Source organism: Allofournierella sp. (genome assembly GCF_048388525.1).
Classification (GTDB): domain Bacteria; phylum Bacillota; class Clostridia; order Oscillospirales; family Ruminococcaceae; genus BQOK01.
The window spans coordinates 52,176-76,700 of sequence record NZ_DBGCTQ010000004.1 but is presented as its reverse complement, the minus strand read 5'-3'; the positions used below and the strand labels follow the sequence as shown (position 1 = coordinate 76,700).

Below are 24,525 nucleotides of genomic sequence, written 5' to 3'. Positions count from 1 at the left end.
GCGGGCGAAGAGAAGAATCAAAGGAGGACGCTATGAAAAAAACCAAACTTGCAGCGCTCGTTCTTGCGGGCTGCATTGCGGCCCTGCCGCTGGCAGGATGCGGCAGGGGGCCCGCGGAGGAGGCGCCGGAGGGGCAGCGGATGAGCCACCTTAAGATACTGGGAACAGAGGGGTGGGTGCCCTGCAACAACTGGAATGAGGTGGAGGAATACAGCGCTTTTCAAAAATTGCAGGGGCTTCTGGCCCAGGCAGACCTGGAAATTGAGTGGGAGGTGATCCCCACAGAAAAATATCCCATGATGCTGCAGACGCGCCTTGCCTCAGACAAAAATCTGCCGGATATTGCAAAGGCCCACACCATGGACGATGCGGCCCTTTTGGAGCTGGCAAAGCAGGGGGTTATTCTGCCCATCAACAAGATCGTGGAAGAATATTCGGCAGGCCCCGCGCGGGAAGCGTTTGATAAATTGTTTCCCACTGTGCGCCCGCTCACCACGGCGGAGGATGGAAATATCTATTGGTTCTGCAACATGCAGAATAAATTTTATAATGGAAACCCAAATGCGAACGGCAGCTTTTCCATTCAGTACCGGCGCGATTGGGCGGATCAATTGGGCATTCCCGAACCGGAAACGCTGGAAGAGTTTACGGAAATGCTGCGGGCCTTCCGGGAAAAAGACGCCAACGGGAACCAGGAAAAAGATGAGATATTGTTTATTGACCCGGGCTCGTTCCGAACAGCCATCGCACAATGGTTTGATCTGCCCACCGGGACCATTGGGCTGGATCCGCAAAACCAGAGAATCGCGAGCCCATGGAAGAGCCCTTATGTGAAGGATTATTTTGCATATCTGAACGGCCTTGTGAACGAGGGCATCCTTGACCCCGATGTGGCAGGAAACTATGATCTGCTGGAACAAAAGCGGGCACAAAACAAGATATCGGCTATCTGGGATTACCCCGACGCAATGTGGAACGACGCCGCGGTACAGCCGGTGGCACCCGAGGCGCGGTATGTGCCTTTAATGCCGCTGCCGGCCGTGCCGGGCGTTCAACCTGCGGCAATGAGCGAACCGGGCGATATGGTGTGGGAACGGTATGTCGTTACGCGGGCATGCACAGACCTTAAAGCGGTTGCGCGCCTTTTGGACCTTATCTGTTCTGAAGAATACAGCATTCTCACAACGTATGGGCAGGAGGGAATCAACTTTGTTTACGAAAAGGGCGAGATAAAGCCCCTGCCCAACCTCACTTTCGATGTGCTGAAAAAACAGCGCATTGCCGAGGGGGCGATTTTGTGGAATGGCGTTTTGCCCCGTGTGCAATATGTGAACATGGGGACCGGCAGCGATACCTGTGATGCGGAAAAGCGCAACGTCGCCCTGGCACTGGTCGGTTACGAAAAGACCTACCCGGATCAGATCAACAATTTCCTTGCGCTGCCAACCAGCGAAGAATCGGCGCGGATCAACGAGCTGCAGGAAAACCTGGACATTGCTTCCCAAGAGCTTGCATGGAAGCTTACCCTGGGGCAGATCCCGCTGTCTGAGCTGGAAAAAGAGGTGGAGAAGCTGGATCAACTGGGACTGACAGAGCTGATGGGGATCGCGCAGGCCCGTTACGACCGGTATCTGGAAAAAATGCCGTGACAAGGCCGTGGGCGCAGGATAAAAACAATCACGGTCAACGGAAAGGGGAGTTACAATGCGTCGGTCCTTTTGGCAATCCAAGGATTTTCAACGCTACTTTTTAACGTATATTCTGCTGTTTACAGGTATGCTGACGGCGGGCGTTATTCTGGTGGCGCATATCTCGCAAAAAGCGCGCAACAGCGCGGCGGAGCAGCAGCGAAGAGCGCAGACGGAAAAGATCACGGAAGTGCTGGACAGCACCTGGGAGTCGGCCGCCTCAATCGGGGATATTTTAAACAATGCGGTTTGGGTGGAGAAATACAAATCCGATACGAGTGTGTTCGACGCGGAATTTGATGTGCTGCAAAAGCGCGAGATATCGCAGTTTTTGGGGGAGGTGTGCACTTTCAACACCACCATCCGGGATATTTCGGTTCTATACCACCGAAAGGATGTTGCCGTTACACCCAAGGGCTGGTTTTCCCTGAGCGACTATCAAGCCTATGCCGCGCAGCGCTTGCAGGTGGCAGACGGCTTTATTCAAAACAATGTGCTGGGCCTGCAAGGCGGCTTTGGGCAGCAGCGCCCCGGCGGGTTTGCCGGTGTGAACGAGGGGCATTTGGTCTATGTGTGCCAGTTGGACATCATGGATCCGCCCCGGGTGGTCGCTGTGATGTATCTGGATAAATCGAGCCTGGCAAAAAAGGTGGGCCAGGTTTGCAGCGAGCAGGTTGCGGGCGTGCGCGTGCTGGACGAGAACGGGAACGAATGCTGGACCGGCCAGTTTGCACAACCGGGCACAGAGGTCGTGCGGCAAACGGTCCCCAGCCAGAACATGCTGCTTACTTATGAGGTCGTTTTTCAAAACCGCCCGCTGCCTTTTATGCAGGGGGCAGGCGGGTATCTGCTGCTTTTGCTGTTTGCCATGCTGGGCGCATTCCTTGCATATGTGCTGGCGATCGTTCAATATTCGCCGGTGAACCAGCTTTTGTGCAAGGTCAAGGAAAGAACAAACGGCGAGAATGTAAAGCAGGACATGGATGCAATTGCAACCTGTATCGACGAGCTGTTCAACGACAAAGAAAGACTGGAGCAGACTGTTTCTTCCTACCGCTACACCTTGCGCGAACAAAGAAATGTTCAGCTTTTAAAAGGCTTTTTTGGCGACGATGTATCCGATCTGCTGGATGTTCAGGAGATTCCGTTCGTGTGCGATTATGCCTATGCAGTGCTCGTTTTGCACCGCAGGCACGATGGGATGGAGAGCGTGACCGAAGAAACGCAGGCAAATCTGCGCTTTGTACTGATCGTGGAGCAGATCATCGAAAACCTGCATCTGGGCCAGAGCCATTGCGAGCTGGTGGAAAATGTGGAGGGTAATACCGCTGTTATTGCAGAGTTTCCAACCCTGCCGGACAAAGACGCGGTGATGGATCTGGCGGGAACGATGTACGATGCGCTTGCAGAGCAGGACATTGAATGCTGCATTTATGTGGGGCGGCCCTGCAAAGGGCTGGCGGGCATCAGCACCTCGTATCAGGCGGCCATGGAAACTATCCGCAGGGAGGAACATGTGCGCGGTGTTGTTTATGCACACCCGCAGATGGAATATTACTATCCTCTGGACTGGGAGGGGCAACTGGCGCGCGCGGTCCGCGAGGGCAATGTGACACAGGCAAAGGTGATCCTGCACCAGCTGTATGAAGAAAACAAGCGGCTGGATCTGGGGCGCGACCTGGTCAAGCGGGTGGCGACACTTTTGTATGAAACCATGCGCCGCATCGTGATTGAGGCAAAGCTGCCGGACCGGATGTTCCAGGAGCTCACCGAGCCGCAGTATGCGGTGAGCCTGGAACAGATGTTCCGCAGCGCCGAGAGTCTGGTGAAAAAGCTGTGCGAGGAGATGATCCGCAAAAAGGAAGAGGCGGCCACAAATGTGAACCGGTCGCTGGTGGGCTATGTGAATGAGAATGTGTTTGACCCCAATCTTTCACTGAACCAGCTGAGCGATCTTTTTGGCGTTTCCAACGCGAGTGTTTCCCGTATTTTTAAAAAGACTGCGGGCAGCAACTTTTACCGCTACATTACTGAAAAGCGCATAGAACGCGCAAAAGAGCTGCTGCGCCTGCGGGGCTACTGCCCGGCGGAAATCGCGGCAGAAGTTGGATACGACAGCGAATATTCTTTTAAGCGGGCATTTCAGCGCACCTTTGGCATGAACCCAAGAGAATATGTGGAGCAGCAAAACGGTGCCGAATCGTTCGAAAACAGCCAGGAAAGCGGATTGCCGCAGGATTCATAAAAAGCGCGGCCGCCCTTTTGGCAAAACGATCCGCGCCCATGCTCCGCGCCGAGACATAAAAAAAACCCGCGTACAGGCTTGCAAATCAAGCTGTACGCGGGGCTTTTTGTTTTGGTGGGCGGTAAGGAACTCGAATCCCTGACCCTCTGCACGTCAAGCAGATGCTCTACCAGCTGAGCTAACCGCCCATAAAAATGCCCATGGAAACTACGGCGCTAAAATAGTATAACGAATCCGCCGCCAAAAAGCAAGGGGTTTTGCAAAAATCTTTTGAAAGAGGCGCGCTTTTGGGGGCGGGGCCGGCGGGGGAAAGCGCATGGCAGGGCGCGGGCAAAGGGCCGGGGCACGCCGCGGCCCCGGCCGGGCTGGAAGGATCTGCCGGGCCGGGCGGCGCCCAAAACCGACCTGGTTTTTGTTGCCCCGGCACGGGTTTTGTGGTATACTAAATCGGTTAATATGGAGAGGTGCAGCTATGCGAGTTTTGGGCATTGACCCCGGGTATGCCATTGTGGGCTGGGGGGTAACGGATTACACGGGCAACCGCTTTTCGCCGGTGGCGTTCGGCGCGGTGACCACCGAAGCGGGGATGGCGTTTGAGCGGCGCCTGGCCCAGGTGTACGACGGCGTTCTGGAGGTCATGCGTACCCACCAGCCGGAGGCGTTGAGCATTGAGCAGCTGTTTTACCAGCACAATCAGACTACGGTGATCGGCGTGGCCGAGGCCCGCGGGGTCATTCTGCTGGCCGCCGCCCAATGCGGGCTGCCGGTGTTCGAGTACACCCCCATGCAGGTGAAGCAGGCGGTGACCGGCTACGGCAAGGCTGTGAAAAAGCAGGTGCAGGAGATGACCCGCATCCTGCTGCACTTAGAAAAGGTGCCGAAGCCCGATGACACCGCCGACGCGCTGGCCATGGCCATTGCCCACTGCCATTGCAGCCGCAGCCGGCTGCAGGGCACACCCATCCGTTAAGGAGGCGCTTTTAAATGATTTACTGCCTGAATGGCAAGCTTATAAAGAAAACACTGGATATGGTGGTGATCTCCTGCGGGGGGGTGGGCTACCAGGTGCTGGTGCCCACCAGCGTGGCGGCCGCGCTGCCCGCTGTGGGCGGCGAAGCGATGCTGTACACCATGATGAACGTGACCGAAACCGACGTGACCCTGTTCGGGTTTGCCACCGAGGAGCAGCAAACCTGCTTTAAAATGCTCACCGCTGTTTCCGGCGTGGGGCCCAAGGTGGGCCTTGCCATTTTGAACGTGCTGAGCCCGGAGCGCATTGCGCTGGCGGTGTCGGCCGGGGATCACAAGGCGTTCACCGCCGCAAACGGCGTGGGGCCGAAGCTGGCCCAGCGCATCACCCTGGAGCTGAAGGACAAGGTGGGCAAGGGCCTGGCGGAGGGCCTCTCGCTGGGGGACGTGGGCGGCATGGGCGCGCCGGCGGCCGCCGGCGGCGCGCTGAGCCAGGCCATCGCCGCGCTGGCCAGCCTTGGCTACAGCGCAAGCGAGGCCGCGGCGGCGGTAGCCAAGCTGGACGAAAGCCTGCCGGTGGAAGAGATCATCAAGCTGGCCCTGCGGGGCATGGCAAGGAGGTAACCCATGGAAGACTTTGAAGCGGCCGCCCGCCTGGTAAACCCGGAGGTGAACCAGGGCGAGGCCGAGGAGCTGAGCCTGCGCCCGCGCACCCTTGCGGACTATGTGGGCCAGGAAAAGGTAAAGGAAAACCTGCGCATTTACCTGGAGGCCGCAAAGCGCCGGGGCGAGCCGATGGATCACATTTTGCTGTACGGCCCGCCGGGCCTGGGCAAGACCACCCTGGCCGGTATTGTGGCCCAGGAGATGGGGGTGCAGATCCGCATTACCAGCGGCCCCGCCATTGAAAAGCCGGGGGATCTGGCCGCGCTGCTCACGAACCTGCAGGAGGGCGACGTGCTGTTCATCGACGAGATCCACCGCCTTTCCCGCCAGGTGGAGGAGGTGCTGTATCCCGCGCTGGAGGATTACGCGCTGGATATCATGATCGGCAAGGGGCCGAGCGCCCAGTCCATTCGCATCAACCTGCCGCGGTTCACCCTGATCGGGGCGACCACCCGTGCGGGCCAGCTGACCGGCCCACTGCGCGACCGGTTCGGCGTGCTTTTAAAGCTGGAGCTGTACAGCCCGGCGGAGCTGGCGCGCATCGTGCTGCGCTCGGCGGGCATTCTGAACCAGCCCTGCACCCCCGAGGGAGCGCTGGAGCTGGCCAAGTGCAGCCGGGGCACCCCCCGCGTGGCGAACCGGCTGCTGAAACGGGTGCGGGATTTTGCCGAGGTATTGGGCGACGGCACCATTGACGAAGAGGCCGCGCGGGTGGCCTTAAAGCGCATGGACATCGACGCGCTGGGGCTGGACGAGCTGGACCGGAGCCTTTTGCGGGCGATCATTGAACTTTACAACGGCGGCCCGGTGGGCCTGGATACCCTGGCCGCCGCCCTGGGCGAGGAAGCCGTGACCCTGGAGGATGTGTGCGAGCCCTACCTGATGCAGATGGGCTTTCTGACCCGGACCCCGCGGGGGCGCTGCGCCACCCGCCTGGCCTGGACCCACCTGGGCCTGGAGCTGCCCCGCGGGCTGGACGAGGCCGGCGGCCAGCAGACCTTGTTTTAAAGCGCGGGAAGGCGCCAACAAGAAAAATTCACATTTATCGCTTACAATAATTCTTTCAAAGCGCCGCGGCGCGGGCCAGCCGGCCCCGGCGGCGCGGGATAAAAAGGAGAAGTGCCTATGCGCGCCGCCACCACCTGGCAGGACTATGAATTGATCGACGCCACTTGCGGTAACCGCCTGGAGCGCTGGGGCAGCGCGCTGCTGGTGCGCCCTGACCCCCAGGTGGTCTGGAAGAGCGCTGAAAAAAGCCCCCTGTGGCAAAAGGCGGACGCGGTGTATCACCGCTCGGAAAAGGGGGGCGGCCAGTGGGAGTACCGCCGCCGCCTGCCGGAAAAATGGAAGATCGGCTGCGGGGAGCTGACCCTGGTGGTAAGCCCCACCGGCTTTAAGCACACGGGCGTATTCCCCGAGCAGGCGGTGAACTGGGCCTGGTATGGGCAGAAAATCCGGGGCGCCGGCCGCCCGGTGCGGGTGCTGAACCTGTTCGGCTATACCGGCGGGGCAACCCTGGCTTGCGCCGCCGCCGGGGCCAGCGTATGCCATGTGGACGCCAGCAAGGGGATCGTGGCCTGGGCGCGGGAGAACGCGCAGGCCAGCGGCCTTGCGGGCGCGCCCATCCGCTGGATCGTGGACGACTGCGCCAAATTTGTTGCGCGGGAGGCGCGCCGCGGCAGCCGGTACGACGCGCTGATTATGGACCCGCCCAGCTACGGCCGCGGCCCGGGGGGCGAGGTTTGGAAGCTGGAGGACAGCATTTACGACCTGATCCGCCTGTGCGCGGGGGTACTGAGCGGCAGGCCGCTCTTTGTGGCGGTGAACAGCTACACCACCGGGCTTTCGCCCGCGGTGATGGAATACATGCTGCGGGACACCCTGTGTGAAGAACACGGCGGCACGACCGGCTGCGACGAGATCGGCCTGCCGGTGACCAGCACCGGCGGGGTGGTGCCCTGCGGGGCCACCGCCCTTTGGCAGGACGAAACCTGAGCGGGCGGCACAACGAGAGAGGGGCGGGAAAAGCATGGAGATGATCGAGGCGCGCAGCGTGCGCTTTCGCTATTCACCCGAGAGCCCGTGGGCCGTGGACGGCGCATGCGTGACGGTGAAGAAGGGGGAGTTTGTGGCGGTGCTGGGAGCTAACGGGTGCGGCAAAAGCACCCTGGCAAAGCACTTCAACGCCATTTTGCTGCCCGAGGCCGGCACCGTTCTGGTGGAGGGCATGGACACCGCGGACGAGGCGCACCTGTACGACATCCGCCAGAAGGTGGGCATGGTGTTCCAGAACCCGGACAACCAGATCGTGGCCACCGTGGTGGAAGAGGACGTGGCCTTTGCGCTGGAGAACCTGGGCGTGCCCCCGGCCGAGATCCGCACCCGCATCGACGACGCCATGCAGATGGCGGGCATTTACAAGCACCGGGAAAAAGCGCCGCACAAGCTTTCGGGCGGGCAGAAGCAGAGGGTAGCCATTGCGGGCGTGATCGCCATGCGGCCGGACTGCCTGGTGCTGGACGAGGCCACCGCCATGCTGGACCCCCGGGGCCGGGAAAAGGTGATGGAGACCATCCGCCGCCTGAACCGGGATTTTGGCATCACCGTGGCGGCGATCACCCATTATATGGACGAGGCGGCCCAGGCCGACCGGGTGCTGGTGATGAGCGAGGGCCGGGTGGTTTTGGAGGGTACCCCCAAGGAGGTGTTCCGCCAGACCGAGCGCATGCGGGGGCTGCACCTGGACGTGCCCCAGGCCACCGAGTTGTGCTGTGAGCTGGCAAAGGCCGGGGTGGAGCTGCCGGGGGATATCATCAACGAGGACGAGTGCGCGGCGGCGCTGTACGAGCTGCTGAAATAGCCAAAAAGGGCCCGGGGCGGGCCAGAGGGGGCGCGGGCGCCCCGTGGGAAAGAGATAGGACGTGAGCAATATGGCTGCCATTATTGAAACAAAGGGCCTGACCCATATTTACAACGCAGGGATGCCGGACGCCACCACCGCGCTGGAACATGTGGATTTTGCGGTGGAGGAGGGCGACTTTGTGGGGATCATCGGCTCCACAGGGTCGGGAAAATCCACCCTCATCACCCACTTCAACGGCATTTTGAAGCCCACCAGCGGGCAGGTGCTGGTGGCTGGGCAGGATATTTGGGAAAAGCCCGGCGACATCCGCCGGTTCCGCTTTATGGTGGGGCTTGTGTTCCAGTACCCCGAATACCAGCTGTTTGAGGAAACGGTGTACAAGGACATTGCCTTCGGGCCCAAAAACATGGGGCTGGACGAAGAAGAGGTGGATCGCCGGGTGCACCGGGCCGCCGCCTTTGCGGGCCTGCCGGAGGAATACCTTGGCCGCAGCCCGTTTGAGCTTTCGGGCGGGCAGAAGCGCCGGGTGGCGATCGCAGGGGTCATGGCGATGGAGCCGCGCATCCTGGTGCTGGACGAGCCCGCCGCGGGCCTGGACCCGGAGGGTCGCGACACCATTTTGACCCAGGTGAAGCGCTACCACAAGGAGACCGGCACCACGGTGCTGCTGGTGAGCCACTCGATGGAAGACATTGCAAAATACGCAAACCGGGTGCTGGTGATGGATCAGCGCAGCGTGGCCATGTACGACACGGTGGAGAATGTGTTTGCCCGGGCGGACGAGCTGCTGGGGCTGGGGCTTTCGGTGCCGCAGGTGACCAAGGTGTTCTTGAAGCTGCGGCAGATGGGCCTTGCGCTGCCGCAGGACGTTTATACCGTGCCCTATGCGGTGAAGACCATTCTGGCCGCGCTGGAGCAAAAACGCGGGAAGGGGGCGGCCGGATGCTGAGGGATATCACCATCGGCCAGCACTTCCCGGGCAATTCGGTGGTGCATGGCACCGACCCGCGGCTGAAAATCCTGCTGGTCATTGGCTATATCGTGCTGCTGTTCACGGTGACGAACCTGCTGGGGCTGGCGCTGAGCCTTGCGCTGCTGACCGTTCTGTATCTGGTGGCAAAGATCCCCCTGAAGCTTATTCTGAAAAGCCTGAAGCCCATTCTGCCCATCGTGATCTTCACGGCGGTGCTGAACCTGTTCTTTATGGGGGGCGAGGGGCAGCCCCTGTGGCAGTTCTGGGTATTCAAGATCTACAAAGAGGGCGTTGTGTACGCGGTGTTTATGAGCGTGCGCATTGTGGCGCTGATCGCGGGAACCAGCCTGCTGACCTACACCACCAGCCCGATTGTGCTGACCGACGCCATTGAGCGGCTGCTGAAGCCCTTTGCAAAGCTGCACCTGCCGGTGCACGAGCTGGCCATGATGATGACCATCGCGCTGCGGTTTATCCCCACCCTGATCGAGGAGACCGACAAGATCATGAACGCGCAGAAGGCCCGGGGCGCCATGCTGGACACCGGAAAGCTGACCGAGCGGGTCAAGGCGATGGTGCCCATTCTGATCCCGCTCTTCATCTCGGCCTTTCGGCGGGCGGACGAGCTGGCCATGGCCATGGAGTGCCGGTGTTACCGGGGCGGCGACGGCCGGACCCGGCTGAAGGTGCTTAAATTCCAGGGGCGCGACTGGCTGGTGCTGGCGGTGTGCCTGGCGGCGTTCGGGGCGGTATGGGCCACCCGTTATCTGCTGCCACGGGTGATCTAGCCATGAACATCCTGCTTGATCTGAGCTTTGACGGCAGCGGCTTTTGCGGCTTCCAGGTGCAGAAAAACGGCCGCTCGGTGTGCGAGGCGGTGCAAAACGCGCTGGAGGCGGTGCTGGGCGAGCGGCCGGACGTAAAGGGCTGCTCCCGCACCGACGCCGGGGTGCACGCGCTGCACTATGCCCTGAGCTTTTGCGCCGCGCCCGCGGTATCGCTGGAAAAGCTGCCACTGGCGCTGAACCAGAACCTGCCCCCGGCCATTCGGGTGAACAGCGCGCGGCAGGCGCCGGAGGGCTTTCACGCCCGGTACGCCGCCCACGCCAAGACCTATGTGTACCGCATCTGGAACAGCCCGATCGACAGCCCCTTTGAGGCCGGGTATTATTACAGGGCGCCCGGAGCGCTGGATGTTGCGGCCATGCAGCAGGCGGCGGACCACTTTGTGGGCAGGCACGATTTTTTGAGCCTGTGCGCGGCGAACTGCGAGGCGGCAAAGCGGGGCAGCACGGTGCGCACCATCACCCGCTGTGAGGTGGAACGGGCCGGTGCGCTGGTGAGCATTACCGTGACCGCGGACGGCTACTTATACAACATGGTGCGCATTTTGGCCGGCACCCTGCTGCGGGCGGGCCAGCACAAGCTGGAGCCCGGGGCGGTGCCCGCGCTGCTGGAGGCCCGGGACCGGGCGAAGGCGGGCCCCACGCTGCCTGCCCAGGGCTTGTTTTTAAAGAGCGTGGAATATGAAATCTGACACGAGGGAGGGCCTGCGCGCTTTGAGCAAACAGACACACGGCGAGGGCGCGAACCTGACCCGCATTACCGAGCTGCGCCGGCGGCGCAGGGCGCGCAAGCTGCGCAGCGCGCTGCTGCTGGCAGCGGCAGTGCTGGCGGTGGCGGCGTATTTTACAGGCGTTTACAGTGAGGCGCTGGCCGCGGCGGGAGAGGCGTTTGATTCGGTGCGGATCGCGCTGGCGCCGGCGGCGGGCTGGCCGGTGAAGACCGGCGTGCCCGAGGTGGTGCAGCTGGAGGGGCTGGCCGGCGGTTTTGTGGAGCTGGGCAAGCAGGACCTGGTGGTTTATTCCGGCGGGGGAAACCGGCTGCGCAGCATCCAGCACGGCTATGCGCGCCCCGCCCTGAGCGCCGGCAACAGCCGCTTTTGCATTTACAGCCGGGCGGGGTATGAGCTGCGGGTGGAGAGCCGCAGCCGCACCCTTTCGACACAGACCTTTGACCGGCCCATCCTGCTGGCCGAGATGAGCCCCAACGGCAGCCTGGCGGTGGTGACCGATTCCAGCCGGTACATGGCGGAGCTGACGATCTACGACCCGGCGTTCCGGTTCCGCTATGCGTGGAACCCCACCGAAAAAGAAGGGCTGCCCAGCCGCATTGCCTTTGCGGCCGACAACAAGCGCTTTGCCGTGGCCTGCCTTACCGCAGAGAACGGCAGCCTGACCAGCAATATTTTTTTGCTGGACACCCGCAGCGACCAGGTGAGCGCCCGCATTACCGCCAGCGGGGGCCAGGTGCTGCAGATGCACTGGCTCACAGCGGACAAGCTGCTGGTGATCTATGATCACATGGCGGCTGTGTACGACCCCGCCACAGGAGAGCAGAAGGCGGTGTTCAGCTATGGAGGCGAACAGTTGGTGAGCGCCTCAGTGTGCGGGCAGAACGCGGCGCTGCTGTTTGGGCCGGAGCTGGCGGATTCGCCCGCGAGGCTGGTGGTGCTGGACCCGCAGATGCAGCTTTTGGCCGACGCACGGGTGCCGGCCCCGGCACGGGGGGTGGTGTGTACCCGCACGGCGGCATATATCTTACGGGAGAGCAGCGTGGCCGCCTATACCCTGGCAGGCGAGGCCGATTGGGAGGCAGCGCTGGATGCGCCGCCCCTGGCGGTGCTGGACGCAAAACAGCTGCTGGTGTTTGCCGGCGGCGAGGCACGGGCCCTTACCGGGCCCGAGACCGGCGGCGCGCAGGAATAGCCCGCGCCGCCCAAAGGGAGAGAGTGTGACGCAATGGATTTTTTGACGACAGCCCATATTTTTGACCTGGTGCTTCTGGCCGTGCTGCTGCTGGTGGCGTTTGCCTATGCCCGCCGCGGCTTTGCGGCGGGCCTGGTGCAGTTTGTGGGCAACCTGGCCAGCCTGGTGGGCGCAGTGCTGCTGAGCAACAAGGTTGCCCCGCTGGTGTTCGCGCGCTTTTTTGAGGGCGGGTTTGTGAGCAGCATTGAAAAGACCCTCACCGCCGAGGGCACGGTGGATCTGGGGCAGACGATCGAAAAATACGCGGGCTTTCTGCCGGCCAGCGTGAAGCAAAGCCTTTTGGATTCTGCCCAGAACATGCTGGGTAGCACCGCGCCGGATCTTGCCGCAAAGCTGGTGGAGGAGATCATTGCCCCGCTGCTGACCCCCATCATTGCCATTGTGGTGTTCTTTGTGGCTTTTGCACTGTGCCGGCTGGTGGTGAGCTTTGTGGTGGCGGTGCTCACCAACTTCAACCGCATCCCCCTGGTGGGCGGCGTGAACCGGATGCTGGGATTTGCGATGGGGATTTTGGCGGGCACAGTGGATCTGTACCTGCTGCTGTGCGCGGTATGGGCCATTATTGTGATCACCGGTGGGTCCATCAGCTTTTTGAATGATACGGCCCTTTCCGGCAGCGTGGCTTACGGAATCTTTGGGCGGTTGAATCCGTTCTATTAAAGGGTTATACTATCACTATACCGCCGGGCGGCACGCCCGGCGCCCCAAAGAAAGGGAAATCGAGATTATGCTTTGTGTACGCTGTAAAAAACGCACGGCCATCGTGTTCGTGCAAAAACTGGAAAACGGCCAGCCCAAGCAGGAGGGGTACTGCCTTACCTGCGCGCGGGAGCTGGGCATCAAACCGGTGGATGACTTGATGAAGCAGTTCGGCGTTTCCGACCAGGATCTGGAGAGCATGGAGGAGCGCATGAGCAGCTTTATGGAGGAAGCCGGGGAAAACGGCATGGCCGGCATGTTCCCCTTCGGCCCGGTGGGCGGCGGGGAGGAAGAAACCGGCGAGGGCAGCGAAGAGGACGGCGGCGAAGAGGGCTTTACCCCCGGCGGGTCCGCCACCTTTCCCTTTGGCATTGGCGCGAACCGGGAAAAAAAGCAGGAGAAGGAAAACGGCCGGCGCGGCGGCAAGACCAAATTCCTGGATAAATACTGCGAGTCGCTGACGGCGAAGGCCCGCGCGGGCAGGCTGGACGAGATCATCGGCCGGGAGCAGGAAATCTACCGCACCATTCAGATCCTGGCCCGCCGCCAGAAAAACAACCCCTGCCTGATCGGCGAGGCGGGCGTGGGCAAAACAGCCATTGCCGAGGGCATTGCCCAGCGCATTGTGCGCGACGCGGTGCCCGCCTGTTTGAAGGGTAAGGAGCTGTATTTGATGGACCTGACCGCCCTGGTGGCTGGGACCCAGTTCCGCGGCCAGTTCGAGCAGCGGGTCAAGGGCCTGATCGACGAAGTCAAGCACCTGGGCAACGTGATCCTGTTCATTGATGAGATCCACAACATCACCGGCGCGGGCGATTCCGAAGGGGCGATGAACGCGGGAAACATCTTAAAGCCCGCGCTGTCGCGCGGGGAGATCCAGGTGATCGGGGCCACTACCTTTGCAGAGTACCGCAAGTATATCGAAAAAGACCAGGCGCTGGAGCGCCGCTTCCAGCCGGTGAAGGTGGGCGAGCCCAGCATTGCGGACGCCATCGGCGTGCTGCGGGGCATCAAAAAATATTACGAAAAGCACCATGGTGTGGAGGTGCCGGACACCATCGTGACCGCGGCGGTGAACCTGGCCGAGCGCTATATCTCGGATCGGTTTTTGCCGGATAAGGCCATCGACCTTTTGGACGAGGCCTGCGCATGCTGCAACCTGCGCCACCCGGAGATCAGCGACCTGGCCGTGGCGCGCAAACAGATGGCCATGCTGGAGGCCCAGGAGCTGAGCCAGGAACAGGCTGAAAAGGGCCCGGACTACGAGAAGCTGGCCGAAATTAAGACCGAGCTGGCCCGCTTGCGGGAGGGCCTGCCCGAGCTGGAGCTCAAGGCGGGCGGCATTAAAGTGGAGATGGAGGACGTGGCCAAGGTCATTGAGCTGTGGACCGGCATCCCCGCGGTAAAGGTAAAAGAGAGCGAATTTGCAAAGCTGCTTGCGCTGGAAGAGGGCCTTAAGGCGCATATTATTGGGCAGGACGAAGCGGTGGAGGCCGTGGCAAAGGCAATGAAGCGCGCCCGGGCCGACCTTTCGGGCAAGCGGCGGCCGGCCAGCTTTATCTTTGTGGGGCCCACGGGGGTGGGCAAGACCGAGCTTGTAAAACAGCTGGCCCAACAGCTGTTCGACACGCCGGACCCGCTTATCCGCATTGATATGAGCGAATATATGGAGAAACATGCCGTGAGCCGGCTGATCGGCGCGCCGCCGGGCTACGTGGGGTTTGACGAGGCGGGCCAGCTGACCGAGCAGGTGCGCCGCCGGCCTTACAGCGTGGTGCTGTTCGACGAGATCGAAAAAGCCCACCCGGACGTGATGAACATTCTCCTGCAGATTTTGGACGAGGGCCGCATCACCGACAGCCAGGGCCGCACCGTGAATTTTGAAAACACGGTCGTGTGCATGACCAGCAACGCGGGCAGCACCGAGAAAGGCGGCGAGACCGGCTTTAACAAAACGGCGGCACAGATGAGCGAAAACAAAGCGATGAAGGCTCTTTCGGAATTTTTGCGGCCCGAATTTATGGGCCGTGTGGACGAGGTGGTGGCTTTTAAGCCCCTGTCGGAAGAGAGCCTTTGCCGGATCGCGGGCCTGATGCTGGACGAGTACAGGCAGCCCATGCTGGACAAGGGGGTTGAATTGAGCTATACCCCCGAGGCCTGCGCGGCGCTGGTGAAAGAGTGCGGCGGGGTGAAGTTCGGCGCGCGGGATCTGCGCCGGGTGATCCGCAAAAAGGTCGAGGACGAACTGGCCGGGCGGTTTGTGGCGGGCGTTCTGGGGGCTGCGGTGACCCTGGACGCCGAGGACGGCCAACTGATCTTTAAAGAATAACGCAGCGACCCCGGCCGGGAAAACCCGGCCGGGGCACTGCCGTTTGGGGCGGAAACCGGGGTTGTAACGAAGTTGTAACGGCCGGGTATCGAAAATGTTCAGAAAGCGTTAAGAAGTTTTAGAAAATTGAAATATTTGCCCGGGGCTCACACGTTCTTAGTGCGTATGGGTCCCCGTGCGGGGGAGCGTGAGAAATGTTGGTGCAGGAGCAGGTATGCCCTACCTCTGAAATGGAGCGCATGGTGGATCAATACGGCACAGGGATGCTTCGCATGTGTTGCGTTTACCTGGGCGACCAGCATCTCGCGCAGGATGCGGTGCAGGACTCTTTTATCAAGATCTACCGCGCCTGGCACCCCATGGATGGGCCCGCCGCGGAAAAAGCCTGGGTGATGCGCGTTACCGTGAACGTGTGCAAGGACTACCTGCGCAGCGCCTGGAAGCGAAAGGTGAATCTGGTGGAGCAGTATCCCGAGCTGCCCGCCTCGGAGGATCCCCCGAAAAACGAGGAGGGGCGGCTTTTGGCCGAGATCATGGCTCTGAAGCCCAAATATCGGGAAGTGGTTCTGCTGCATTATTACCAGCAGCTCCGGGTGAATGAGATCGCAGAGGTTCTGGGGGCGCCCCAGTCGACCGTGAGCATCCGGCTTCGCCGTGCGCGCGAAGCGCTGCGAAAACGTTTGGAAGGAGGGCCGTATGAAGATTTGTGACGAAACCGTCCGCGCCGCTGTCGACAGCGGCCTCGGCGGCATCCAGCTGGATGCCGCCCAAAAGCAGGCTATCCTGGCCCAATGCAGGCCTACTGTGGCGGTGGCGCCGCCCCGGCGCGCCGCGCGCCCGCTGCGCCGCGTGCTGGCCGTGGCGGCGGCATTTGCCGTGGCCTTTTCGATTGGAGGCGGGGTGCTGGCCGCTGCGCCGGAGCTGCGCCAAAGCCTTTCCATTCTGGGGGCTGAAACGCTGCAGCAGCTGCAGCCCATCAACCAGGTCAGCGAGGACCAGGGCATCCGCATGGAAGTGCTGGCGGCTGTGAACGACGGCCAGGTGGCAGTGGTGTTTTTGAGTTTGCAGGACACCGCGGGCCAGGGCCGGGTGGAACCCACCAGCCAGCTGTATGATTCTGAGATATCCGGCGCGAACTTTACGCGGGGCGAGGTGGTGGACTACGACGCCGCCACAGGCACCACGGTGCTGCGCCTGGTGGCCGACGCCAGCGAGAGCATGGCGGGCAAGAAGATCACGGTGAGCAGCAAGTCCATCCTGAGCGGGGAGGACCGGCATGCGCCCACCTACAGCGGTTACACGGTGGCGAGCCTGCGGGCCGCCACGGGCGACGCGGCCATTCAGTACCCCCCAGAATTTGGCGGGCAGCATGGTGGGCGGCCCGGAGATGGACCGGTTCAGCAGGCTTTTGGAAACCGGCAAGATGCCCGCGCTGAAGGCCTGGAGCGAGCCGGTGAGCCTGCCGGGGGTGGATTGGGCTGCTGTGACCGCCGCCGGTGTGGTGGACGGCCAGGTACATGTTCAGGTGGCGCCGGACGAGGGCATGGGCCGGGTAAACCGGCTGTATTTTTCGCTGGAAACGGCAGCGGGGGAGCCGGTGGACTGCACCCAGGTAAATATGGAGCTGGGCGAGCGGCACGAGATGGGGCGCTTTCAGTCTTACAACGACCTGACCGAATATGTGCTGATCCCGCCAAGGGAGATTGCAGATCCCGGAAGCCTGCGCATCATGGTTGACCGCATAACCTACCGCAGCTTTGTGGAGGGCAACTGGTCGACTACCTTTAAATTGGAAGAGGCCAGCGACGCGCTGCGCTTTGAATGCAATGAGGATATGCAGCCCTGGATCCTGACCAGCGTGCAGGTGTCGCCCGTGGCAGTGACCATGACCGGCACAGGGGAAATGCGCGCCGAGAGCCAGTCCGCCGAGGTGCGGGTGTTCCTGAAAAACGGCGCCGAGGTGCGCGCCAGCAGCGCCAGCACCAGTACCAACGGGGAGGACATCGTGTGCCACAATGTGTTCGACGAGGTGATTGACCTTGCCCAGGTGGACCGGGTGCTGCTGAACGGCAGGGAGCTGCCCATGGAGCGGACGGCCTCATAAAAAAGCCGTTGATTTAAAAAAGCGCCCGCCGCGAACGCGGCGGCGCTTTTTCGTTGCACAAAGAGCCCGGCAGTGCTATGCTGGAAGCAGCGGTGCAAGGGCGCGGAAAGAGGCGAAGAGAATATGGCTGACGTGTTTGATTACCTGGCATGGCGGGGCGAGCTGACCCTGGCACAGAGCCCTTTCAATTGTGTGGACGCACTGATCCTGAGCGTGCTGGCCTATATGAGCTTTGGGGATGCGGCGCCCGACGGGGAAGCGGTGGAGCTTGGCACGGCCGCACAGGCGCTGCTGGCGCGCGGGGAGGGCGAGCCGGGCGCACGCAGCAGGACCGACCGGCGGTTGCTGGAGGCGCTTGCAGGCTCGGCCAGGTTTTGCGGGATGCGGCTGCTGGCCTGCGAGGAGTGCGTGGACCCCCGCCGCGAAATGCAGTTCGGCGCGTTTACCGCCCTTACGGGAGACGGCGCGGTGTTTGTTGCCTACCGGGGTACCGACAACACCCTGGTGGGCTGGAAAGAGGATCTCAATATGAGCTTTGCCCCGGTGGTGGCGGGGCAGCGCCGCGCCGTGCAATACCTGGAACGGGCGGCTGGCATGGCGCCCGGACCGCTGCGGCTGGGTGGCCACTCGAAGGGAGGCAATTTGGCGGTGTATGCCGGGGCTTTTTGCGCGCCCGAAACCCAGGCTCGCATTGAGGCGGTATTCAATAACGACGGGCCCGGCTTTGCGCCGGAGGTGCTGGAAGCCGGGGGGTACCGGAACATTTTGCCCCGGGTGCAGACCTTTGTGCCCCAAACCTCGATCGTGGGGATGCTGATGGGCCACGGCGACGATTATACCGTGGTGCGCAGCGACCAGATGGGAATCATGCAGCACGACCCCTATACCTGGCAGGTGCTGGGGCCGGATTTTGTGCGGCTGGAACAGGTCACGGCGGGCAGCCGGCTGGTGGACCGCGCCTTAAAGGATTGGCTGGCCGGCCTTACCCGCGAGGAGCGGGAGCGGTTTGTGGACGCGGTGTTCGGGGTGCTTGAAGCCACCGGCGCGGTGACGGTGCGCCAGTTGGTGGACCCGCATAATGCGCGGGTGCTGGTGCGCGCCATGACCGGGGTGGACGAAAAAACCCGGGCGATGCTGCTGCGGGTGCTGAGTGCCTTGGCCTCCAGTGCGGGGCGCGCAGTGCGGCAGGCGGCTGCGCCGGGCCACCGGCTGCGGCCGGAAACGGGGGACGGCGCGGCGCTGCCGGGGGGCGCCGCCGGGCAGCAAGAACCGGCAGAGCCCGGCTGAAGGGCGGGCCGCGCAGGGTTTTGTTATCCTTTTGGCTTACATTTTGCCCCTGGACTGTGCTATAATAGAAGCATATGCAAGATCAAAAGAACGCGCGGGCACTGGCCCCGGCGCGCAGGCAAGCGAGGCGGAAGGAGCGAAAGATGTTCTGCAAAGGTGAATTGATCGTGTACGGCAATACCGGCGTGTGCCGGGTGGAGGATGTGGCCCCGGCGGCCCACCTCTCTTCGGGGGATAAGGAGCGGCTGTATTACAAGCTTGCGCCGCTGTATGGTTCCGGTTTTATCTATATCCCGGTGGAGACCGAGGTGTTCATGCGGCCGGTGCTCACGCGGGCGGAGGCCGAGGCATTGATCGAACAGATCCCCCAGATCAAGGAGGAGAGCAGCCAGGGGCTGGATCCCCGCGCTCTGGCGGAGAAATACCGCGCCACCCTGAATACCCACGAGTGCGCCGACCTGGTACAGCTGATCAAAAGTGTGTACAGCAAAAACCAGGCCCTGGTGGGCAGTGGTAAAAAACCGGGCAAGACCGACCAGGAGTATATGAAGCGGGCCGAGGGCCTTTTGCACGGCGAGCTTGCCGTGGCGCTGGAGATCCCGGTGGACGAGGTGGAGGAATATATCCGAAGCCGCGTGGAGAGCGGGATGTTCCCCCAATGATCTATCTTGTGCTGTGCCGCCCTGTTTTGCCGGGCGGCGCTTTTCTTTGCGCTGCGCTTAAAAATACAGTACTGCCGCGCCGCAGCAAAAGCGGCGCTGACCGCAGGGCAGGCCGCCCTGCGGCATAACCTCCGCGGGCGCCTCATATCCTGAAAAGAAGAGACTCGGAGAGGGGCGCTGCGCGTGGGGATGGAATTGCTGGAAGGGTATATCCGGCCGGAGCTGATGCTTCTGGTGGCGGTGCTGTATCTGGTGGGGAGCGCGCTCAAGCGCAGCCGGGAGGTACCGGATTCATTAATTCCGCTGCTGCTGGGGGCGTTTGGGGTGTTTTTAGCGCTGCTGTGGGTGATTTCGACCACTGCGCCGGCCACCTTGCAGGAATGGGCCACCGCAGGGTTCACAGCCATTGTGCAGGGCATTCTGGTGGCGGGGCAGTCGGTGTATGTGCACCAGCTGGGGCATCAGCACAAAAAAGCAAAACAATCCTCCGGGCAGGCGGCCCCAAACCCTGCACAGAGGCCCTTGAAATAGGGGAGGACCGTTTGGGCCCGCCCGCGCCCCGGGGTGGATGAAGATGCGTTTGAAGCTGCTTTTTATTGGAAGAGCATACCAAAAGCCCGGCCGGCTGCAAACGCAGCGGGCCGGGCTTTTGGTATCTTGTCTGCGGGTCACAGCAGCGCCAGGATTTTTTTGGCGGCGTCGGCAATGTAGTCGGCCAGGGGCAGCTCCGGCAGCCCCGCGATTGCGGCGCCGCACTTGCCGGCGGGGATGAGGACCTTTTGCGCGGTGCTGTTTGCCACGGCCAGGGCCATGGCGGGGCTGCACTCGCCGAGCAGGCTGTTTGCCATGACAAGGCCCAGCGGGCCGGCCAGCACGTCCGCCCGGCCCGCATTCACAATAACGGCATTTTCGCCGGTGGCGCCCGCGGTGGCGCCCGCTTTCAGCATGGCGCTGGTGGCCATGGCGTTGGTGCCCACGGCAATGATCTCCTGCCGGCAGCCCGCAGCCCGCAGCTTTTCGATCAGGGCGCGGCCAAAGCCGCCGCCCTGGCCGTCGATCACAACGATGCGCATATGCAAAAACTCCTCTTATGTTTGATCGGCCCCGGCGCAGGCCGGAAGGCGCGGTTTACAGCAGCGGCGCAAACAGGCGCAGCACCACCTGGAACAGGCGCTTGAACAGCGGGGTGCTGCGCGCGTCGTCCAATGTGACCTCGTGGCTCACCGCCATGCACTCTTCCAGGTCATGCCGGACATCCTGCACCATCTGCCCGCCGTAGAAGGAACAGCAGTTTTCGAAGTGGAGGTAAAGGCTGCGGTAATCCATGTTGGCGCTGCCCACCACGGCGGTCTTGTCATCCGAAACGTACATTTTGGCGTGGATGAAACCGGGAGTGTACTCGTAAATGCGCACCCCCGCTTCCAACAGCACCGGGTAATAGCTCTGTGTTACCCAGTACACATACCACTTGTCCGGGATGCCCGGGGTAAGGATGCGCACATCCACCCCGCTTTTGGCGATCAGGCGCAGGCTGGTGATCATCTCGTTGTCCACCACAAGGTAAGGGGTGGCGATGTACACATAATTGGTAGCCTGGTGCAGGATGTTGAAATAGACGTTTTCGGCCACGCTCTCCTCGTCCAGGGGGCTGTCGCCATAGGGCTGTACCAGCCCGTCGGCCGAATAGCGCAGGGTGGGGGCATATTGGGACGGATCGCTGGTGGTGCCGGCAGTAAAATCCCACATTTCCAGGAAGAGGGAGGTGAGACTGTGCACACCGCTGCCCTTGAGCATGAGGCCGGTATCCTTCCAAACACCGAACCGTTTTTTGCGGTTGATGTACTCATCGGCAAAATTCAGCCCGCCGGTAAAGCCCACATTGCCGTCGATTACAGCGATCTTGCGGTGATCCCGGTGGTTGAGCATGGTGTAATCGGCCATATAGGGCGAAAAGCGGGGCGGCGCAAACCGATAGCATTGGATGCCCGCCTCCCGCAGGTCCTGGTAATAATCCTCGGGCAGGGTGAACATGCAGCCGAAAGCGTCGTACAAGAGGCGCACGTCCACCCCGGCGGCGGCCTTTTCCTTGAGCAGCTCCAGGGTGGTGTCCCACATATAGCCGGGCTTCAGGATAAAATACTCCATAAAAATAAAGTGCTCGGCCTTTTTCAGTTCCTCAAGAAAGCGGGGGAAAAAGTCCTGCCCCCAGGCGTAATACTCGCTCATGGTATCGGCGTAAAGGGGGGCACCGGCATTTTGAATCAGGTACTGGGCGCTGCGGGCAAGGCCCTGATCGGCCAGGCGCAGGCGGCGAAGCGGTTCAGGGTCCTGGGGCAGGGTATGGGTGATGCGGCCGGAAATGCCCTCCATACGGCGGGCGTGGCGGTTGCCTGTGTTCCGGTGGCCCCAGAACAGATAAAACAAAGCGCCCATGGGCGGCATCATTGTGATGATGGTGACCCACATGAGCTTGTATACCGGATTGATGCGGTCCTTGTCCAGCAGGGTCACCACGGCGAGCACGCTGAATGCCATGAGGAACATGTAGGCGACGGCCGAGTAGCGCCCCAGTGCCCAGGTGATGCCGCAGACCATAAGGATCTGCAGCGCCAGCAGCACCACAAAGAAAAACGTGCGGGTTAAAAGCCCCCGCCCAAGCTTGCGGCGGGCCTTGCGCACGCGCTGCATTGCCATGGCGATCCCCCCTCGTTGCCTTGCAGACTTTTGACATTTAGGGTTATTATAGCACGAAAACCGTTTGAAATAAATATTAAATGGAAAAGGGAACCGAAGAAAGCAGAGCGGCCGCCCCACACGCGGACCAGCCAAGGCGTGGGACAGAAAACGGGAAGGAGCTTTTTGCCGGCCGGCAAAAAGCTCCTTCCCGCTGTGCGCCGTGCACAGCACGGCGCTTAAGAGGCTGTGTAGGTGCTGATGGTGACGCTGTTAATCAGCACATCCTCGGCCGGTTTGCCGTTTTCATCCACCTCCACCAGCGCGATGGCGTCGACGACTTCCATGCCCTGGTACACCTGGCCGAACACTGTGTCGGTATAATCGAGATAAGGCAGCCCGCCAGCGGCGTTGTAGGCGCTGAGGACCGCCTCAGAGGTGCCGGCGGCCTCCAGCTGGGCCTGCAGCTCACTCTCCAGCGTTTGAGGCAGCGCCTGCACAAAATAGAACTGGCTCAGGATGGAGCGCTCGCTCTCCGGGCTTTTGGCGGCGCACAGCGCGCCCGGGTAGTGGCGCAGCGAGGTTGAAACTTCGGGGGCGAAGGGCTCGTTGTTCCAAATGGAGGCACCCCCGGTGCCTGTGCCGCCGGCATCGCCGCCCTGCACCACAAAGCCATAGAGCACCCGGTGGAAACTGGTACCGTCGAAGTAGCCCTGCCGGGCCAGACCAGTGAAGTTTTCCACTGCCATGGGCGCGTATTGTGGATAGAGCACCGCGCGCACCTCGCCCAGACTGGTGCTGAAAACAGCGATGGGATCCCCCTCGGACGGGGGCTGGAATTGCAGCTCGGTGCTTTCCACCGCCTGCCGTTTGACCTCTTTTTTTGTTGGGGCGCCGCTTTCGGCGCCGCCGCAGCCGGCCAGGGCACAGGCGCACACCGCCAGGCATACGATAAGGGACAGAACTCTGCGCAATGCGGTTTCTCCTTTTTTGTTTTTTAACGGCCGCACCGCGGACCGGCCCCTGGATGGGAACGGGGAAAAGCCGCCGCAAAGGCGGCGGCCAGCCGCGGGCGGCTGGGCAAAAATGCAATGATGTTAACTTATATTATAGCACATTCCGGGAGAAAATAGCATGTGAAGAGGGAAAACTTTCAGCTGTAAAATTGCGGGTTTGGCAATTGACGCAGGCGCAAAAACACGCTATACTGAAAAAAAGAATACGGCCGCAGGCGGCCCCCGGAAAAGGAGAACGACATGGCTGAAAAAAAGACCCCGCTGCCCGGGCAGCAGGAGGAATACGAACCCGACCTCATTACGCTGGAGGATGAGGAGGGCAAAGAGCATGTGTTCGAGGTGATTGACTCGGCCGACCACAAGGGCAGCCGCTATATGGCGCTTGTGCCCTATGTGGAAAATGAAGAGGAGATGCTGGAAGCGGATCTGGAGCTGGTCCTGATGAAGGTGGGCGAGGACCAGGAGGGCGAGTTTTTGGACATTGTGGAGGACGACGAGGAGCTTTACGAGGTGAGCAACATGTTCGAAAAGCGCCTGCGGGAGTTCTTCGACATCGAGCAGTAAAGAGCGGCGTTTCCTTCCTGCCTTGTTCGATTTGTTGCGGCTTGATATAATCCTACTAATCAATCAAAGGGAGCCCGCCGTTGCCCGGCGGATTGCAGACCTCCCGCCCCCGCGCATGCGCGGGACACGGCGGACGCAGGGAGCGCGAAACCGGGCACAGGGCACCCACCTGCCGGACGGTAGGTTTTGATTGGCTGCAGACGGCAAGGCGGGATCTTTGGAAAAAGGGGCGGGGCCTCCCGGAAGGGAAGCCCCGCCCTTTGGCGATCAGGGAATGTGTGCAGGCTTAAAAGCCCAATGGCTCGCCCACCAGCAACACCTTGATGCGGCCCTGCTCCCGCTGGTAGCGGTGCACCACGGCGGTGCAGCAGATGCGGCCGGGGCTGTGGCAGTCCTCACATTTGCCGGTCACGGCGCAGGGCGTTTTGCAGCCAAGGCGCGCGGTGTTGGCGGGGGCCGCGATCTGGCGTACCCGATCTTCGGCGGCGGGCATATCCTTTACCAGCTTGTTGCAGCCCACCACCAGCAGCACGTTTTTTGGCCCAAAGGTGATGGCGGCCACCCGGTTGGCGTTGCCGTCCACGTTGTAGATCTCGCCCGCTTCGGTCACGGCGTTGGCGCTGGCAAAATACCAGTCGGCACTGAACACCTGCCGGTACAGGGCGGCCAGCTCGTCGCCCTGTACCTTGCTGCGGTCCAGGTAATGGTAGCGGCCGCCGGCGAGCAGCTCCATGACGCCGGTTTCGGCAAGGCTTACGCTGCCGCCGTTGGAAACGGTGGCCCCCGCGGGCACCAGCTGCTCCACAAAAGCGCGCACCTCGGCTGCGGTCTTTACATAATAAGCCTCCATGTTGTTTGCGCGCAGGGCGTCCATGGTGCGCCGAATGCGCTTTTCCAGGATCTGTTCAATTGCCTGGTGCATAAAATTCCCTCCTTTGGAAATTGTCTTGATTCCATTA

At 61.7% G+C, this 24,525-nt stretch carries 24 protein-coding genes, 1 tRNA gene and 1 other RNA gene; 21 read left to right on the top strand and 5 right to left on the bottom strand.

Annotation, left to right across the window (positions count from 1 at the left end):
* Positions 1 to 32: 32 nt before the first annotated feature.
* Positions 33 to 1,649, top strand: a complete 1,617-nt coding sequence (locus ACMLHZ_RS00715) for an extracellular solute-binding protein (protein ID WP_418665900.1) — start codon at positions 33 to 35, stop codon at positions 1,647 to 1,649.
* Between the two features lie 55 nt (positions 1,650 to 1,704).
* Positions 1,705 to 3,933, top strand: a complete 2,229-nt coding sequence (locus ACMLHZ_RS00710; RefSeq protein ID WP_418665899.1) for a helix-turn-helix domain-containing protein — start codon at positions 1,705 to 1,707, stop codon at positions 3,931 to 3,933.
* Between the two features lie 112 nt (positions 3,934 to 4,045).
* On the opposite strand, the gene ACMLHZ_RS00705 is transcribed toward ACMLHZ_RS00710, so the two are convergent.
* Positions 4,046 to 4,121 (bottom strand) — tRNA-Val (locus tag ACMLHZ_RS00705).
* Between the two features lie 284 nt (positions 4,122 to 4,405).
* On the opposite strand from ACMLHZ_RS00705, the gene ruvC reads away from it, so the two are divergent.
* The 17 genes from ruvC to ACMLHZ_RS00620 all read left to right on the top strand — a co-directional run bounded on the left by ruvC (position 4,406) and on the right by ACMLHZ_RS00620 (position 19,844).
* Entirely contained in the window at positions 4,406 to 4,903 is a 498-nt protein-coding gene (gene ruvC / locus ACMLHZ_RS00700; RefSeq protein ID WP_418665898.1) for a crossover junction endodeoxyribonuclease RuvC, read from the top strand.
* A 14-nt stretch (positions 4,904 to 4,917) separates the two neighbouring features.
* Positions 4,918 to 5,526, top strand: coding sequence for a Holliday junction branch migration protein RuvA (gene ruvA, locus ACMLHZ_RS00695; protein ID WP_418665897.1), 609 nt, complete (start codon positions 4,918 to 4,920; stop codon positions 5,524 to 5,526).
* Between the two features lie 3 nt (positions 5,527 to 5,529).
* Positions 5,530 to 6,576 carry a Holliday junction branch migration DNA helicase RuvB gene (gene ruvB / locus ACMLHZ_RS00690; protein ID WP_418665896.1) on the top strand — a complete coding sequence of 349 codons (1,047 nt, stop codon included), beginning with the start codon at positions 5,530 to 5,532 and terminating at the stop codon, positions 6,574 to 6,576.
* A gap of 117 nt (positions 6,577 to 6,693) precedes the next feature.
* Positions 6,694 to 7,563 carry a class I SAM-dependent methyltransferase gene (locus tag ACMLHZ_RS00685; RefSeq protein ID WP_418665895.1) on the top strand — a complete coding sequence of 290 codons (870 nt, stop codon included), beginning with the start codon at positions 6,694 to 6,696 and terminating at the stop codon, positions 7,561 to 7,563.
* A 34-nt stretch (positions 7,564 to 7,597) separates the two neighbouring features.
* Complete coding sequence (locus ACMLHZ_RS00680) at positions 7,598 to 8,428, top strand: energy-coupling factor transporter ATPase (protein ID WP_418665894.1); 831 nt, start codon at positions 7,598 to 7,600, stop codon at positions 8,426 to 8,428.
* 70 nt (positions 8,429 to 8,498) lie between these two features.
* Positions 8,499 to 9,380: an energy-coupling factor transporter ATPase gene (locus ACMLHZ_RS00675; RefSeq protein ID WP_177563392.1), complete on the top strand. Its 882-nt coding sequence runs from the start codon at positions 8,499 to 8,501 to the stop codon at positions 9,378 to 9,380.
* Positions 9,374 to 10,192 (top strand): energy-coupling factor transporter transmembrane component T family protein, encoded by an 819-nt coding sequence (locus ACMLHZ_RS00670; RefSeq protein WP_418665893.1) that lies wholly within the window; start codon positions 9,374 to 9,376, stop codon positions 10,190 to 10,192. The genes ACMLHZ_RS00675 and ACMLHZ_RS00670 overlap by 7 nt, the downstream gene beginning before the upstream one ends.
* Before the next feature lie 2 nt (positions 10,193 to 10,194).
* Positions 10,195 to 10,941, top strand: a complete 747-nt coding sequence (truA, locus tag ACMLHZ_RS00665) for a tRNA pseudouridine(38-40) synthase TruA (RefSeq protein ID WP_418665892.1) — start codon at positions 10,195 to 10,197, stop codon at positions 10,939 to 10,941.
* Between the two features lie 22 nt (positions 10,942 to 10,963).
* Positions 10,964 to 12,172, top strand: a complete 1,209-nt coding sequence (locus tag ACMLHZ_RS00660) for a DUF5711 family protein (protein WP_418665891.1) — start codon at positions 10,964 to 10,966, stop codon at positions 12,170 to 12,172.
* Positions 12,173 to 12,205: 33 nt separating this feature from the next.
* Entirely contained in the window at positions 12,206 to 12,892 is a 687-nt protein-coding gene (locus tag ACMLHZ_RS00655) for a hypothetical protein (protein ID WP_418665890.1), read from the top strand.
* Between the two features lie 67 nt (positions 12,893 to 12,959).
* Positions 12,960 to 15,260, top strand: coding sequence for an AAA family ATPase (locus ACMLHZ_RS00650; RefSeq protein WP_418665889.1), 2,301 nt, complete (start codon positions 12,960 to 12,962; stop codon positions 15,258 to 15,260).
* Between the two features lie 194 nt (positions 15,261 to 15,454).
* Entirely contained in the window at positions 15,455 to 15,970 is a 516-nt protein-coding gene (locus ACMLHZ_RS00645; protein WP_418665888.1) for a sigma-70 family RNA polymerase sigma factor, read from the top strand.
* Positions 15,957 to 16,997 carry a hypothetical protein gene (locus ACMLHZ_RS00640; protein WP_418665887.1) on the top strand — a complete coding sequence of 347 codons (1,041 nt, stop codon included), beginning with the start codon at positions 15,957 to 15,959 and terminating at the stop codon, positions 16,995 to 16,997. The genes ACMLHZ_RS00645 and ACMLHZ_RS00640 overlap by 14 nt, the downstream gene beginning before the upstream one ends.
* The gene (locus tag ACMLHZ_RS00635) at positions 16,990 to 17,364 is read left to right on the top strand and encodes a hypothetical protein (RefSeq protein ID WP_418665886.1); all 375 of its coding nucleotides are present in this window, start codon (positions 16,990 to 16,992) and stop codon (positions 17,362 to 17,364) included. The genes ACMLHZ_RS00640 and ACMLHZ_RS00635 overlap by 8 nt, the downstream gene beginning before the upstream one ends.
* 123 nt (positions 17,365 to 17,487) lie before the next feature.
* On the top strand, positions 17,488 to 18,651 hold the full coding sequence (locus ACMLHZ_RS00630) for a DUF2974 domain-containing protein (RefSeq protein WP_418665885.1): 1,164 nt from the start codon (positions 17,488 to 17,490) through the stop codon (positions 18,649 to 18,651).
* Between the two features lie 143 nt (positions 18,652 to 18,794).
* Positions 18,795 to 19,313: a CarD family transcriptional regulator gene (locus ACMLHZ_RS00625; protein WP_418665884.1), complete on the top strand. Its 519-nt coding sequence runs from the start codon at positions 18,795 to 18,797 to the stop codon at positions 19,311 to 19,313.
* Between the two features lie 189 nt (positions 19,314 to 19,502).
* Positions 19,503 to 19,844: a phage holin family protein gene (locus ACMLHZ_RS00620; RefSeq protein WP_418665916.1), complete on the top strand. Its 342-nt coding sequence runs from the start codon at positions 19,503 to 19,505 to the stop codon at positions 19,842 to 19,844.
* Between the two features lie 137 nt (positions 19,845 to 19,981).
* Here ACMLHZ_RS00620 and ACMLHZ_RS00615 read toward each other — a convergent pair whose 3' ends face one another.
* The 3 genes from ACMLHZ_RS00615 to ACMLHZ_RS00605 form a co-directional block, all read right to left on the bottom strand.
* The gene (locus ACMLHZ_RS00615) at positions 19,982 to 20,386 is read right to left on the bottom strand and encodes a DUF3842 family protein (RefSeq protein ID WP_177563373.1); all 405 of its coding nucleotides are present in this window, start codon (positions 20,384 to 20,386) and stop codon (positions 19,982 to 19,984) included.
* 55 nt (positions 20,387 to 20,441) lie between these two features.
* The gene (cls, locus tag ACMLHZ_RS00610; RefSeq protein ID WP_418665883.1) at positions 20,442 to 22,007 is read right to left on the bottom strand and encodes a cardiolipin synthase; all 1,566 of its coding nucleotides are present in this window, start codon (positions 22,005 to 22,007) and stop codon (positions 20,442 to 20,444) included.
* A 218-nt stretch (positions 22,008 to 22,225) separates the two neighbouring features.
* Complete coding sequence (locus tag ACMLHZ_RS00605; protein WP_418665882.1) at positions 22,226 to 22,960, bottom strand: peptidylprolyl isomerase; 735 nt, start codon at positions 22,958 to 22,960, stop codon at positions 22,226 to 22,228.
* A gap of 282 nt (positions 22,961 to 23,242) precedes the next feature.
* On the opposite strand from ACMLHZ_RS00605, the gene ACMLHZ_RS00600 reads away from it, so the two are divergent.
* Both ACMLHZ_RS00600 and ssrS read left to right on the top strand, forming a co-directional pair.
* Positions 23,243 to 23,566: a DUF1292 domain-containing protein gene (locus tag ACMLHZ_RS00600; protein ID WP_418665881.1), complete on the top strand. Its 324-nt coding sequence runs from the start codon at positions 23,243 to 23,245 to the stop codon at positions 23,564 to 23,566.
* Between the two features lie 11 nt (positions 23,567 to 23,577).
* A non-coding RNA gene (gene ssrS / locus ACMLHZ_RS00595) (6S RNA) lies at positions 23,578 to 23,785 on the top strand.
* 67 nt (positions 23,786 to 23,852) lie between these two features.
* On the opposite strand, the gene ACMLHZ_RS00590 is transcribed toward ssrS, so the two are convergent.
* A complete protein-coding gene (locus ACMLHZ_RS00590; RefSeq protein ID WP_418665880.1) occupies positions 23,853 to 24,488 on the bottom strand; it encodes a lactate utilization protein in 636 nt (211 codons plus the stop codon).
* Between the last annotated feature and the right edge of the window lie 37 nt (positions 24,489 to 24,525).